Origin of the sequence: Parahalioglobus pacificus, from assembly GCF_014652275.1 — a bacterium.
GTDB lineage: Bacteria > Pseudomonadota > Gammaproteobacteria > Pseudomonadales > Halieaceae > Parahalioglobus > Parahalioglobus pacificus.
Genome location: NZ_BMYM01000001.1, coordinates 1,072,960 through 1,087,035, shown reverse-complemented (window position 1 = coordinate 1,087,035; position 14,076 = coordinate 1,072,960). Strand labels below are relative to the sequence as shown.

The following is a 14,076-nucleotide window of genomic DNA, read 5'->3' as shown; positions in this document are numbered from 1 at the left end:
TGACCCAATATTATGTTCGATAGTTCTATACAAATGACCAGATTCCACAACGCCGAGGTTACATTGAGTACTGACAACCGCGATGCGATGAAGGTACGGCGGGACGCCAATAGAAAACGACTGAAAGAGGGGTTAGCACAGAACAAAGCCCCTCAGCCACTGGGTTGCCAAACTCAGGGGTCCTACGCTATGAAAACCATGGTCCAGGATACTAACAACGATTACGATATTGATGATGGCGTCTACTTTGATGCCAATAAGCTATACGGACCTAAGGGTGGTGAACTAAGTCCGCTGCAAGTAAGGCAAATGGTTTGCGACGCTTTGCAGACGTCACCTCAGTTTAAAACGCCGCCGGCCGTGCTAAAAAATTGCGTGCGGGTCTACTACAGCGAAGGCCACCACATTGATGTACCGGCTTACAGGGTGGTCACAGTGGAAGATGCCTGGACAGGACAACCGACGACGCACTATGAGCTAGCCAGCTCATCGTGGAAACGCTCAGACCCTCGCGAGGTCACACATTGGTTTGCGGCTATTAATCAAGACCTCAGCCCGGATTCTCCCAAGAACAACGGAGGGCAATTTCGTCGAATAGTCCGCTTACTGAAAAAGTTCGCCAAGAGCCGAGACTCGTGGAGAGCGAGCACTGCCTCGGGGTTTATGTTGACGAAATTGGCGCACGAAAGTTTTTACGCGTGCCTTAATCGGGATGACATCGCTTTACGTCAAACAATGAAAAACATACACCGAAGACTGCTCTTTAATGAGGTGGTAGAGCATCCGGTATTGCTGGGCGAGACGCTTACCAACGATACCGACGGCAGACCAGGTTTTTTCAGGGGCAAGCTCGCAGAAAATCTGAAACATCTTGACATTTTTGATGATTCCGACTGCAGTTTTGAACAGGCCATGAACGCGTGGAACAAGTTTTTTAACACTACATGGTTCTTAAATCAGCCGGATGACGGCTCGGGTAATGGGCAAACGTCTCAGCCTCCCAATAAAGCCGTAAGAAAGACAGGGGGAGGGCGCTACGCAGGGCCTGATAGGCCTTGACGTTTCTGGATGACCAATACCATCACGCCATCGCCTCAGTTGCGACATGGCTGGCGGATGAGAATACCGGCGCGCGAGAATTGTCAGAACATGAACTCAGCGTTTTTGAAGGGTATGCCGCTGGTTGGATGTTCCCATTCACGACGGAACATACCTCTCACCTGCAATTGTTAGTTGATCGTGAATTTCCCTACTCGATGCCGAGAGTATTTATTGGCGGTACTGACGAGGCACTCTCATGGCCACATGTAGAAAGCGGTGGTCGACTATGCCTAGCCGGTGACGGTGCTGCGATCGCGACAGATAACCCGGTCGCTGTCATACGGCATGTCTTAAACGAAGCTCACTCTCTTATTGAAGACAACGCTGCTGGGCTGAACACAGAAGACTACCTCGACGATTTTAAGGCGTATTGGCGCAGATCTCTCGAACCAAACGCCCCTCAGCTGCGTTTTCACCTGACGCACAAGGATAGTAGGCTAGTGTCTGCCTGGCATGGTAAAGCCTACTGTCTAGTCGCGGAAAATTCGCATGCTGTGCATAGTTGGATGGAAAATCTTACTAGCAAGACCGATACCCGAACAACGTACAAGGCTGCAGTAATATCTCTGGATAGCCTTCCACTGCCTAGTCACTACCCGTGCTCTTGTCGCGATCTTAGAAACCTAGTGAGAGATCACTCCAGAGACGGCCTCAATGTATTGGATCAACTATTGTCTGATGAGCCTTCAGTCGCCGCGGTGTTACTGTTGGGGAAAGCGTCGATCGGAGCGGATGTTCATTTTGGGGCAATCATCAGAAAGCCTGCTAGAGAACAACACGGACACAGACAGGGCGCCTTTCCTTACGCAAAAGGGTTTCGTTCAGGAAAGGTACCGGCGACAGTCCTTGCCCAACACTACAAGCTCGAACGCTCCTCAACAGTCAATGTGGATGCATGGAAATCAAGGATAGGAACCTCAACGTCCACGTCGCTAGAGCACAAGAAAGTAACGATCATCGGTTGCGGTTCGCTGGGTTCATCTGTTGCTCAACTCTTGGCCAAGTCGGGACTTGGCAGGTTACATTTGATCGACTCGGAGAATCTTGGCTGGGAGAACATTGCACGCCATGAACTGGGCGCCGGTTCCGTGAATCGAAATAAAGCCTTCAGCCTGGCGCAGCAGATCAAGGCTCACATGCCTCAAATCCGGGAATGCAGTCAAGCTGGGCGTCGCTGGTTAGAAGACTATACGTTGGACAACGATCTATTCTCAGATTCTGATCTTGTGATTTCGACCACCGGTGATTGGAACAGCGACTCCGCACTCAGTGATCTCTGTCAAGCAGGGAAAGTCGCCTGCCCGGTACTATTTGGGTGGATGGAGGCTTACGCGTGTGCCTCCCATGCCATGGCGGTCCATGAACATAGGGGCTGTTTCAGGTGCGGCTTTGATGACGTCGGTAAGCAGGTTATACCGGCAACTCTATGGTCATCCGATCCAACTCCGGACGGATGTGGCGGGGGTACCAGCGTCTATGGCGCCATCGAGTTATCACAGGCCGCCGCGATGGTTGCCCAGCTTGCTATTGAAGTTCTGGTCGCCGAATCTTGTCCGCCGGTGTGGCGCACTTGGCTAGCACCCAAGCAACAGGTCTATTCAAACGGGGGGTTATGGAACCCTGAATGGACTAAGCGGTTCGGTCATCCCGAAAGCGGTGCCTATTTGACAGCAAATTTCTTACCCAGGAAAACCGGATGCACGTGTAGTGCGGATTAGCGCGTGATTTTTAAAACCGAAAATGAAGACCTCACCGTAGAGCTTTCAAAAGGAGTTCTAGATCACCTCGCCAAGAATCGCCAGCTCAGAGTCAAAGATAAGGAAGCTGGAGGGCAGTTGTTCGCGAGGTTGTTTCGAAGCAATAAGCACTGGCTCGTCGAAATGGCAACAGGGCCGCATCGTCGTGACTTGAGAACCCGTTTCGGATTTAGACCTAACCGGAAAAAGGAGCAACAAGATATCGACGCCGCATTTAATGATGGACTCCACTTTGTCGGAGACTGGCATACGCATCCGGAGCCTTTTCCAAGACCTTCTAACCAAGACAAGCACACGATGTCAGATATCTTTGATAAATCTGATCACCAGTTAAGGGGTTTTCTCATGATCATTTTGGGGAATGGGGATTTGGAGGATCTTTGGATATCCATTCATGGCCAATCTGGGAACTGTGAGCCACTGTTACTGCAATAGCAACAATGAAAGTATGAGAAGTAGACCAACTTGCGCTCAGGAAGAGAGTAGGGCGCCGCCCGACGGAGCCCTAGGACACCACTGAAATGGACCACCCCCAAGACCCTCAATCCCAGCCAGGGTGCGCCCCAAACCAACTCCCCTGCGCAAAGTTGGTTTGTAGGTGTAGCTAACCGTCGCGTATTCGTTCAGCGAGTCCGCGGCAACTCCATCACTGGATAGAGGAGCCACGATTCAATGCCTCAACTTTGTTACGCAAGCCTGCATGTCTCCCCGCGATATTGAAATACGCCCGTGCCTTGTCAAACTTGCATTGACCGCGGCCTCGACAGTAAGAAATCAACCCATTCCACAGTTGCATGTTTACGAAATTTCGCGGTCACCGATATCGGGCATATTTCGTTATCTACATTCGACTACATAGCTCCTAAACCGTCTCGCCGCCGACCCTTTGCCCAGAAGGGACAGCTTCATCTATATCGGGCTCATAAAGCGCGTCACTGCAGCCGGCCTGAGTCCAATCTCGCTCGAGGTGAAGAACGATACTCAATCAACCCAACTAGATTGGCTAGTGCTCTCGGTTAGGAAAACGCAACAACCGAAACTTCGTTTGATCCGCTCCCATCTGAAAGCTCAGCAACAGTGCCGGTTCAACTCTTTTGTGACCTCAATTGCATCTGGCAGGCGCCTTTGACCTGTACGTTTGTTTCACAACTTTCTTTGTAATTTCACACTTTCGTGCCGAGATTTTTAGAACTTTGCTTGTTCGTCCATTTGTCACCTATGCCGACCCACGCCGCATTATCCACAACTGCGCATAATATATATTATGTTAAATTGAAGAGGTGGGCACAGACATATCCACAGGCTGTTTGAGCAAGCCTGCATCCCCGACCTCAGCTGCTACACTGAATGCGTTTGGATTTCACGGTTCGAGGACTAATGAGATGCTTTGCGTAAGATTCATGATCGGCGTGTTACTCACCGCGTCGCTCCCGTATACCGCCAACGCGGAATTTCCTGAAGAAGTCACCGACGCCCGTCCCGTGTTGATTACGGGCGCTAGTAGCGGTATCGGTCGCGTGACTGCAGAGCGCCTAGCGCGCCAGGGATATCTCGTCTTCGCCGGCGCACGAAAAAAAGTCGATATCGACGCGCTCAATGCAATCGAAAACGTTCAAGCCGTTCGTTTGGATGTCACCAGCGACGATGACGTGACCCAGGCGCTTTCACAGATTGAAGCTGCTGGGTACGGCCTCTGGGGGTTGGTAAATAATGCCGGTGTTAACCATCTCGATCCGATGTTGGAAGCCAACCTAGACACCACCCGGTGGCTGTTTGAAGTAAACGTTTTTGGTGTGATTCGAGTGACTCAGGCATTTGCCCCACTTCTTATCGAATCAGGCGGCCGCGTTGTCACTATAAGCTCTATCTCGGGTGAGCTGGCCGGTTTACCCGGCTACGGAAACTATGCGATGAGTAAGCACGCCGTAGAGGCCCTGATCGATACGCTTGCGGTAGAACTTGGCATGGAGGGTGTAAATTCGATCGGTATCGAGCCGGGCGGCTTCTCGTCCAAGATCGGCGAAAGTCGGTGCCGGCGCATGTTAGCTGAGGGGCGTGAGTACCGCTACTTGGTTGACCAGATGCGAGAGCATCTTGAATATTGTCGAGACCTGATCGCTGGGGACATCGACCGTAGCGAATGGAGCACACCTGAACCTGTTGCCGCCGCCGTCGAGAGCGCATTGTTCGATGAGGCACCCCATGCGCGTTACTTGGTCACTTCGGACCCTTTTGAGGCGCAGCTGTTCAATCACAAGATTATGAACGATTTGCTGCAATATAACGCTGGTGCCGTACACAAATACACACGGGATGAGCTGGTGGAAATTCTCGATGAGCGGTTATTGATACTGGACGGGAAGATGGAGAGCGACCTGCCCTTTTAGATTGCAGGTTCATCGCTCGTGGGGGGCTGGAGGTACAATGCAGTGCGAAACGTATCATTCGCCAAGTTGGCTTTTTGGTCTGCGCATGTTTCACAACGATTGATTGTTGATGCATGTTAGACCACACGGCCAGCAATGGGTTATGGGTGCGCATTCATCATAACTGTCATCCAGATGCCCTGCTCCGCTTGCCGACTTGCTCGGGATATCTCGATAAAAGGCAGTAGTCGCAGCTAGTTCGCCGGGAAATGGAAGTCTCCAAAAATGCCGCGATAAACGGATTCCTTAAATTCCAAGGGTCTGAAATTAGCTAACCACATGATTTCATGTTTAGTGGTAGTCGAACTGGGCAGAAACGCGCTATTCCGGCCTACGCCGGTCCATGTAACGCAGCTGTTCGTGCGCTCAGCCCTTGCATAAACATAGGCACAACAGCCGTCCAAACAGCCGTAAATTGGCACCAGGCTAACACTCGATTCTTTGCTTGCAGTGATAGTGACAATCTTTGTAACCGATCGATCTCTGCACTCTGAGGAGAATATCGGGACAAATGTTTCTTTGAATCTCCCCTCTGAAAATGAGTCTCGATACTCCTCTCTAAGCAGATGTTGCAGAGGCTTTTGATTCACGAATAGCTCATAAAACGAGGCGTTTGGGTCGTTCGGGAGATGAGCCAAAATCTTTTCGAGTCGCGCGACCATTGACAAATTCTTATCGTTTCAATCAACTCACAGCGTTGCGCTAAATAAAGATTTCGCCCGCTGATTCGCCAAGTTCAGCGGCAAAGGACTCTAGTGCCAACGGCTATTCTGTCCAAGGTTAAACTTTACGGGTTATTAAAACCAGGCACTCCGTACTGCTTTGAAGGGTGAACTAGAATCACACCGAATCTCGGTCAATGACGGGGGCATATCGCTTTAGGTCGCTAAGTCTCTTATTGCTGGTTGGCCTAAGCAACCCGCCAGGCTAGCAGCCCACTGACAAGACAGCCGTCAAGTCTTGCGCTTTAGACAGGTTTACCTCCATGGTGTAATTCTGTCGTTGAAGGATTACGCTATCGCCATCTAATGGATAAATGAATAGTCGAGCAACGTTTCGTGCGAGCCCCAAATTATTCTTCAGTACCGGATGAGATTCTGTCCATCGAGGCAATTGAACGCCCACATAAGCTCTACAAGCGGTTGCGTGAGCAGTTGCCTGTGGCCAAGATCTGTAATACTGGTGTCCATACTGTCTCGAACTGGTCTCTTATTGAAGAGGTTTTGGGGCGAGAACGAGACTTCTCAGCGAACCTAACCGGGGTTTTATGCCGTGGATCAAACGATTTGCCGCAGTGCTTTGAGCTGCCCAATAGCAGTGCAACCGCGGTCATCGCCACCGCCGACGATCCCGTTCATGCGGTACACCGCTCCATCCTTCAGCCTCAATTTCTTGCGGGAAAGGTCGCTGCTCTAGAGCCACTATTGCGACGCTGGATCGTTGCTACACTTCTGCCACTTTTCGAGGCAGGAGACTCGGACTACGTTCCTGCCATTGAGCAAATACCGGCAATGACTGTGGCGCACCTTTTGGGCCTTCCGCAAGAGGATTTATGTCGGCATCGCGTGTGGGCAATGATGGGCGGCGACATCCTCGCAGGAGAAGTTTCCGATACGCGTTTAGAGTTTTTAGCACGACAGACATCCGACATGGCTGAGTACCTGGGCTCGCACATTGACCGAGCTCTTGCGGATACAGATCACTCAGCGACAGCGCCCATAGTACATATCCTTGCTCAAGCGATCGCGACTGGCGAAATTGACCGAGATCAAGCTCTGGGTATGGCTATTGTCCTCTTCGGTGCAGGTGGTGAGTCTACGGCAGCACTCATCGGCTCAATGCTGCATTTCCTGGCGACAGATTCAAATATAATGACGGTGTTGCGGGAAAAGCCTGAACTTTCTGCAAGGTTCATCGAGGAAATTATTCGATTAGAACCTCCCTTCAAATTTCATTATCGGGTTGTGCGTCGGCCGTGCAAGTTGGGTGGCTATGACTTGGCGACTGATGATCGATTGATGTTGCTTTGGGCCTCCGCTAATCGCGACTCCAGCCGTTTTGAAGATCCTGACTCTCTGCGCCTAGACCGGCGCCACATTCGCCAACACCTTGGGTTCGGCCGTGGGGCTCATTTCTGTATCGGAGCCGGTCTGGCTCGTATGGAAGCAAAATTAGTCTTGGAGACCATTCTGCAGCATATCAGACGATTTGAGTGCGTATCAGAGAAGCCGCCCGTTTATGCTCGTAGCATTTTCGTCCGTAGATTTGAAAGTTTGGTGTTGCGAGCCTCATAGCTTCTTTCATCGGTGCGCTAGGTTGCGGTCTCGATTGATTCTTGAGCGCAGCTAAGCCGGAGGGTAGTTGCCCCCTCTGCCCCCTTCGGTTCGTATTCTCTCAATGAAAGCTTGCTATAAATGGACTCTGACCAATGAATTCTGTGGACTGCAGCTGGTCTATAACGAAACTCGCCAGCTCTCCGGCACGAACATGAAAAGAAGATACTGTCGTCAGTGATACATTCGGTGGCCGTTGGTACTTCTCGTCCTGAATAAGCGGACACCGAACGAGCGTCCAATGCACGTTACTTCGCGCTAACATCTCATACTCCGCTTGTTTGTCTCGCAAAGTAGAAGGAAACCTCAGCGCAGCAAGCGTACGCACCATCCAGCCAGTCACACTAAGTTCATCACCAGAAACCTCTACCCCCGCTCCCGAGACAACAATGTATCGACTCACGGCATATTCCGGCATGATGTCTATGAGAAGCCGCGAGACATTCGTGCTTATCATTTTGGCTGCGTCACCGTCTGACCTAACCGGTCCTATCGCGCTTGCCACGACATCACTGCCCTCAAGCAGCTTTCTTAACGCTGCAGGATCAAGCGCATCGCCAACGATGATTGAGACGTCGTTCGTTTGCCAGCCTAGCCTGTCTGGATTACGCACCAATGCCCTCACTTTATATCCGCGCTCCAAGGCTTCGCGGACCAAGTAACCACCAGTGAGCCCGGTTGCGCCTAGAATGGCCACGGTGGGCTGATTTCCGCCTGCCCCATGATGGGACCGATAGGGTTTGGGCTGTGTATCAACCGCTGAGCAGGCTACCAAGACCGATAGTGCCAATATTAGTATCACGGGGCGAGCGCAATGTCGCACAGCGAGATCACCCTGATGCTCAACTGTCATGGGCTCTCCTTAGTTCAGCATGTCAAAACGCACCAGCACATTAACCGTTTATATTTACCTTTCACTGACCACTGATTGGCTCTTTGTCATGACTCCGAGAGGTTAAGCCTTATCATTCGCCTCGCGACGCGCTTGCTATAGAGCAGTCTGGCAACGCTGTTGCTAAGGTGGTAATCATAGTGGAAATCATAGGCTACACTTCAATAAAGATCGCTTTTAAGTGTAACCGTTATGATGTCGCTCTTGTTTTTACTATTCTTGCTGGCCGGCTTGCTCGTGATATTTTCCCCTCGACCGAGTTTAGGGCTCGTCATGGGCTATCTCTCTCTAATGATCATGTTGTTGTGGCTGCGATACCACGCAAGTGACACGTTGAGTATTCTTCTATGAAAACCTCACCAGACGCAGTTTTCCGTGCTCTTAATGCACTGGGGATCATAGCGATATGCCTCGTTCTCGCCTTTGCCCTCGCTGATCAGTTTTATATGCGTGAGCTCCCCTGCCCTCTTTGTTTGTTGCAGCGTGTCGGCTTCGTTGCGGTGGCCATCGGGTTGTTGATGAACGTAGTGTTGGGCAGCCATATGGCCCACTATGGTTTTTCCGTCGTGGCTGGTCTCTGCGGAGGCGCGGCTGCATTGCGACAAGTGAGTTTGCACGTTATCCCTGGTACTCCAGCCTATGGAGAGCCATTTTTGGGGTTACATTTCTACACGTGGGCTTTTATTCTCTTCGGCACAATCATTTTCGGGATCGCTGTACTCGCAAGCTTTCAGGCGCAGTACGGAAGCTCAGTGAAACGCTTAGCCTGGAGCGAACAAACCTGGCTCTGCAAGTTGAGTATCGCGTCGGCCATTATGATAGTGGCATTGAATTTCCTATCGACGTTTGCATTGTGTGGACCGGGCGTCTGTCCGGATGACCCCGTGGGATATTGGCTGATGTCCTAGTTTCAGTGACGCGCCAACGGTGCGAAAGTGTTTTTTGGGAAAGAACGCCATTGGGTGAGTAGCTAAGAAATGGCCTTTGGTGTCTGCTAGCGACAGCATGGCTTTACCAAACTGCATTATCCCAATAAGTATTGACTACGCATCAAGGCGCAATTCGGAAACAATTATTTATGGTTCGTTGGCTCCTTGAGAAAATGAGACTATCGCTCGAGCCATTAACGGCTGGTTTTCTGGTTATCGTGCTTCTAACGATAGTGGCATGTAGCGGTGATCGAGAATCCAGCGAAGTGATCATCTACACCGCCCGACAGATCATCACCATGGATCCCGAGCAACCACGCGCTGAGGCCGTTGCCGTTCAAGGCGCGAGAATCGTTGGGGTTGGCGCCTTATCCGATTTACAAGAAGAACACGCAGCGGCGTTGGCTCGCGTTGACCGTCGATTCAATGCCCACATTTTATTGCCAGGCTTTATCGACCCTCACATCCACCCGACTATCGCAGCTAGCATTCTGCCGATGGAAATCGTTGCTGCAATGGAATGGCCGACAATTGACGGTAGTTCTAAACCTGTCAGAAGCGAGGCAGATTTTGACGCCCGTCTGCTTGAGCTAGACGCGGCATTACCGGAGACCGATTGGTTAATGGCTTGGGGCTACCATGCACCCTACCACGGTCGCCTTGATAAACGACGTTTAGACGCGATCTCCGATGCTAGAGCAATTATGATCTGGCAGCGCTCAATACACGAAATGTATTTCAATTCGGCTGCATTGAATGAGCTTGGCCTTACTGAGGAAGACTTCGCTGCTGAGCCGCACGCTAGCTGGGAAAACGGACACATCTGGGAGGCAGGTCTGTTCTCGTTAGGCGGGCCAATGATGGCGAAAATTGCATCACCGCTAAAGTATCTAAAAGGGCTTTCTAGAATGAGCGAGCTCATTCACCGAGGGGGCATCACAACGGTTGGCGAGCAAGGCTTTCCGCAAGTCAACTCACTAGCAGAGCTCTGGGCTCTCCGCTGGGAGTTGCGGAAGCGTCCATACAGATTTGTCCTAATCCCTAATGCCATGTATCTGAGCAACGAATACTCATCGCTCCACAGTGTTGTTGAAGCAGCCGAACATCTGCTGACCCAGTCAACCGAGAAAGTCAGATTTTCACGCCATATCAAGTACTATTCTGATGGCGCAATGTTCAGCCAGATGATGCAGATGACTGAACCCTATATTGATGGCCACCAGGGCGAATGGATGATGCCGCCCGAGTCTCAATCACTTTTACTGGAGGCATTTTGGCGTGCCGATTGGGACATTCACATCCATGTGAATGGGGACGCCGGCCTAGATCGAGTATTAATGGACATTGCTCGAATGAAAGAGGCGTTTCCAGATAAGCAGCCTCGCATCGTACTTGAACATTATGGTTACGCTCGCGAGGATCAGCATGCCCAGGTCGCTCAGCTTGGTATTGAAGTGTCCAATAATCCTTATTATCTCTACGAACTGGCGCCGATTTATTCGGAACACGGTTTGGGTCCCGAACGCGCGAAAAACCTATCGCCATTGGGCGGACTCAGTCGTGCTGGGGTGCGCTTCTCTTTTCACTCCGACTTCAGTATGGCGCCACTGCAGCCACTGAAGCTGGCTTGGGTGGCAACAAATCGCGAAGCCAGTGACGGCAACGTGTGGGGACGCGAACAACGCGTGTCCGCTATGCAGGCTTTGACAGCAGTGACTATCGAAGCTGCACGTAGCTTAGGAATGGAAGCGTCTATCGGTTCGATTTCTACCGGAAAACTCGCCGACTTTACAGTTCTCGGTGAAAACCCCTTAGAGGTGCCGATACAACGCCTTAAGGATATCCCAATATGGGGAACCATTTTTGAGGGGGAGCTATATCCACTAGATCCAAACTGATCAGCCTGCGAAGTGACGCGGTTTAAATGGGTCGGTAACTTAACGTCAAAACTCTTACCAAGAAAGGCAGTCTCCTATGTACAGAAAATCGCTCTTTTCATTTTTGGTGTGTTCATTCACTGTATTCGCCTCGTGGCAATCTGAAGCCTGTACGCGTATTTTGTACGAGTCCGGTCTCGGAAATTACATTATCGGTAGAACCATGGATTGGTACGACGATTTGGGTTCAGATTTATGGGCGTTCCCCGTGGGCATGGAACGCGACGGCGGCACTGGGCCTGATGCTATTAAATGGACTTCAAAGTTCGGATCCGTGATTGTTGATGCTTATGACGCAGCCTCTACAGACGGCATGAACAATGCGGGACTTGTCGGCAATATCCTCTATTTGGCTGAAGCTGATTACGGTGATATTGACTCGTCTACAAAGCCTCAGCTTTCAGTCGGCGCTTGGCTTCAGTATGTTTTGGACAACTTCGGTTCGGTCAACGATGCGGTGACTGCGTTGGCCAAGGAGCCGTTTGTCATAGTTGCACCAGAGTTGCCAGGCGGTAAAGCCGCCAGTGCGCACCTATCTTTGGCTGACTCTTCGGGCGATAGCGCAATACTGGAGTATGTGGACGGAGCGTTGGTCATACATCACGATCGTACTTATACGGTCATGACTAACTCTCCGACATTCGATCAGCAACTTGCAATAAATAGCTACTGGGACACTGTCGGTGGGCTGAAGATGCTACCGGGTACACATCGCGCCTCAGATAGGTTCGCTCGAGTAAGTTGGAACCTCAAATCAGCGCCAAAAGTAGAAGAGAACCAACTTGCGGTGGCAACAGTCTTTTCTTTGATCCGCAATATATCTGTACCCTTGGGCATTTCAGATCCAGAAAAGCCTAACATTGCATCAACCTTATGGAGAACTGCATCAGATACCACCAATAAGCGCTACTACTTCGAATCTGCGTATAAACCCGCAATTTTCTGGGTGGATTTAGACAAGCTAGATCTATCCGAGAGCTCTGAGCCATCGAAGCTGAGCCTTACCGAAAACCCAATGCTGTCGGGCGAGGTCTCAACGTATTTCCAACCCGCTGAGCCATTCCAGTTCCTTGCCCATTGAGGATTTAGGTAGCGCCTTGGGCGTCAACCATACGCAAGACGTCATAAAAGCTTTTTCACAATGTGGTAACCATTGGGCTACAGCAGACGTCAAGACCGCATGTTGTCGTCCAATGGAACGCCGCCAGAGCGGATCTGCGAAACTAGTCTTGCAGGGTTGTTTGGTGACATCTCCCGTAGCATTCTCACACGCCTGCCGCAAAGTTTCTGGACACACTTCATGTAAAGCTAGACACTGCGTTGACGCTAATAGGTGGCATTCATGGACGCGATATTTTTCAGCCTTGACCAGTGGTTCAGTTTGGCGACAACGACCGCAAGCGTCGGCTGGTTAATACTCATACTTGCACCTCGGCGTACAAGATGGATTATGGCGATTCCAAGATTTTTTATCCCATTTGGTATGTCGCTGCTCTATGCCGGGTTCGCGATGGCATACATGTTTACCGTAGAAGGTGGCGGGTTTGCTTCGCTCGCTCAGGTGGCAGCGTTGTTTCAAAATAAGCAGCTACTGTTTGCGGGATGGGTTCACTACCTTGCCTTCGATCTCTTTGTGGGTGGCTGGATTGCGGTGCAAGCGGATCAAATTGGAGTGAGCCGGCTGGCGCAGGTGCCTATTCTGCTGGCAACCTTTATGCTAGGACCTCTGGGTTTGGCGCTATTTCTGACAGTTAACGTCATCGCCAAATTACTCAACAAAGAAATGCTAGGCGCAGGTTTTGGCGAAGGCGTGAGTAATAGATGATTACCCGAGCTAGCTCAACGCAACATCTTTGCTCGCGTGGTCTGTCTCACGACCACGTAACCAGGCTTAACATCTCACTCGCAGTGTTAATGCTGGCTAGTTTTGTGGTGTTCCTTCCGGCGATGGTCATTGATCCAAGATCCCTTGATGGCGCGGGAGTGTGGGTAAAACCCCAAAAGTTTAATCTGTCGTTGGCGTTACACTTTCTTACGATAGCAACGTTAGCGCAGTTACTTCCCTTTGAAGTAAGGAACGGTCGAGCTCTACGGGTAGCCACATACTTCGCTGCTGTCGCCTTGATATTTGAATTTCTTTGGGTCGGTTTCCAAGCGGCTCATGGCAAGCGATCTCACTTTAATTTCGATACCACTTTCGAATCGATTATGTACGCCCTTATGGGCGTGGGTGCACTACTTTTAATGGTGATTGCGTTAGTCCTTTGCATCCAGATACTGCGACGCGGCGATCGCTCTCGTTTTGGTCTTTGGTTGGGGGCTGTTGTGGGTCTTGGACTCGCCTTCATTTCAACACTTTTTATCGGCTTTGAGATGTCAAGCACCAGCCGCTATGTCGGTGCTTCTCTGGAGGGTGGTGGCGCGACCGTACCCTTTTTTGGTTGGTCGAGAGAATATGGAGACCTTCGACCTTCACATTTCGTTAGCCTTCACCTCATGCAGACGCTGCCTTTCCTCGGGTGGCTGTCGGATAAGCGGGGTTGGCGTGCAAAGCAAGTCGTGGGTACCGCAGCTGTGGCGCAGCTGGGCCTGGCAATTTTCCTGTTTCAGCAGGCAAAAGCGGGCCTGCCCATCTGGCCTATTTGAGACAGCGTAAGCGATTGTTTCGATATCGGCATACAGCAGGCAGCTACTCCACGAT

At 51.0% G+C, this 14,076-nt stretch carries 12 protein-coding genes; 11 read left to right on the top strand and 1 reads right to left on the bottom strand.

The genetic code is table 11. The annotated features are described in order from the left end of the window. The first annotated feature begins 12 nt into the window (after positions 1 to 12). The 5 genes from IE089_RS05035 to IE089_RS05015 all read left to right on the top strand — a co-directional run bounded on the left by IE089_RS05035 (position 13) and on the right by IE089_RS05015 (position 7,578). A complete protein-coding gene (locus tag IE089_RS05035) occupies positions 13 to 1,059 on the top strand; it encodes a cyclic GMP-AMP synthase DncV-like nucleotidyltransferase (protein ID WP_189475721.1) in 1,047 nt (348 codons plus the stop codon). Beyond that, complete coding sequence (locus tag IE089_RS05030) at positions 1,056 to 2,819, top strand: ThiF family adenylyltransferase (protein WP_189475718.1); 1,764 nt, start codon at positions 1,056 to 1,058, stop codon at positions 2,817 to 2,819. The genes IE089_RS05035 and IE089_RS05030 overlap by 4 nt, the downstream gene beginning before the upstream one ends. 3 nt (positions 2,820 to 2,822) lie before the next feature. Then, complete coding sequence (locus tag IE089_RS05025) at positions 2,823 to 3,293, top strand: Mov34/MPN/PAD-1 family protein (protein ID WP_189475716.1); 471 nt, start codon at positions 2,823 to 2,825, stop codon at positions 3,291 to 3,293. A 947-nt stretch (positions 3,294 to 4,240) separates the two neighbouring features. After that, the gene (locus IE089_RS05020; protein ID WP_189475714.1) at positions 4,241 to 5,245 is read left to right on the top strand and encodes an SDR family oxidoreductase; all 1,005 of its coding nucleotides are present in this window, start codon (positions 4,241 to 4,243) and stop codon (positions 5,243 to 5,245) included. A gap of 1,097 nt (positions 5,246 to 6,342) precedes the next feature. Next, a complete protein-coding gene (locus tag IE089_RS05015; RefSeq protein ID WP_189475713.1) occupies positions 6,343 to 7,578 on the top strand; it encodes a cytochrome P450 in 1,236 nt (411 codons plus the stop codon). 100 nt (positions 7,579 to 7,678) lie between these two features. Here IE089_RS05015 and IE089_RS05010 read toward each other — a convergent pair whose 3' ends face one another. Further along, the gene (locus IE089_RS05010; RefSeq protein WP_189475711.1) at positions 7,679 to 8,314 is read right to left on the bottom strand and encodes an NAD(P)-dependent oxidoreductase; all 636 of its coding nucleotides are present in this window, start codon (positions 8,312 to 8,314) and stop codon (positions 7,679 to 7,681) included. 387 nt (positions 8,315 to 8,701) lie between these two features. On the opposite strand from IE089_RS05010, the gene IE089_RS15825 reads away from it, so the two are divergent. From IE089_RS15825 to IE089_RS04985, 6 genes are all read left to right on the top strand, one after another. Further along, positions 8,702 to 8,860, top strand: a complete 159-nt coding sequence (locus tag IE089_RS15825) for a DUF5993 family protein (protein ID WP_373294700.1) — start codon at positions 8,702 to 8,704, stop codon at positions 8,858 to 8,860. After that, positions 8,857 to 9,417: a disulfide bond formation protein B gene (locus IE089_RS05005; protein WP_189475709.1), complete on the top strand. Its 561-nt coding sequence runs from the start codon at positions 8,857 to 8,859 to the stop codon at positions 9,415 to 9,417. The genes IE089_RS15825 and IE089_RS05005 overlap by 4 nt, the downstream gene beginning before the upstream one ends. 287 nt (positions 9,418 to 9,704) lie before the next feature. After that, the gene (locus IE089_RS05000) at positions 9,705 to 11,336 is read left to right on the top strand and encodes an amidohydrolase (protein WP_189475707.1); all 1,632 of its coding nucleotides are present in this window, start codon (positions 9,705 to 9,707) and stop codon (positions 11,334 to 11,336) included. A gap of 76 nt (positions 11,337 to 11,412) precedes the next feature. Continuing rightward, a complete protein-coding gene (locus tag IE089_RS04995; protein WP_189475705.1) occupies positions 11,413 to 12,456 on the top strand; it encodes a linear amide C-N hydrolase in 1,044 nt (347 codons plus the stop codon). Positions 12,457 to 12,717: 261 nt separating this feature from the next. Continuing rightward, the gene (locus IE089_RS04990; protein ID WP_189475703.1) at positions 12,718 to 13,200 is read left to right on the top strand and encodes an ABA4-like family protein; all 483 of its coding nucleotides are present in this window, start codon (positions 12,718 to 12,720) and stop codon (positions 13,198 to 13,200) included. 89 nt (positions 13,201 to 13,289) lie between these two features. Next, entirely contained in the window at positions 13,290 to 14,021 is a 732-nt protein-coding gene (locus IE089_RS04985) for a hypothetical protein (RefSeq protein WP_189475701.1), read from the top strand. The last annotated feature ends 55 nt before the right edge of the window (positions 14,022 to 14,076 follow it).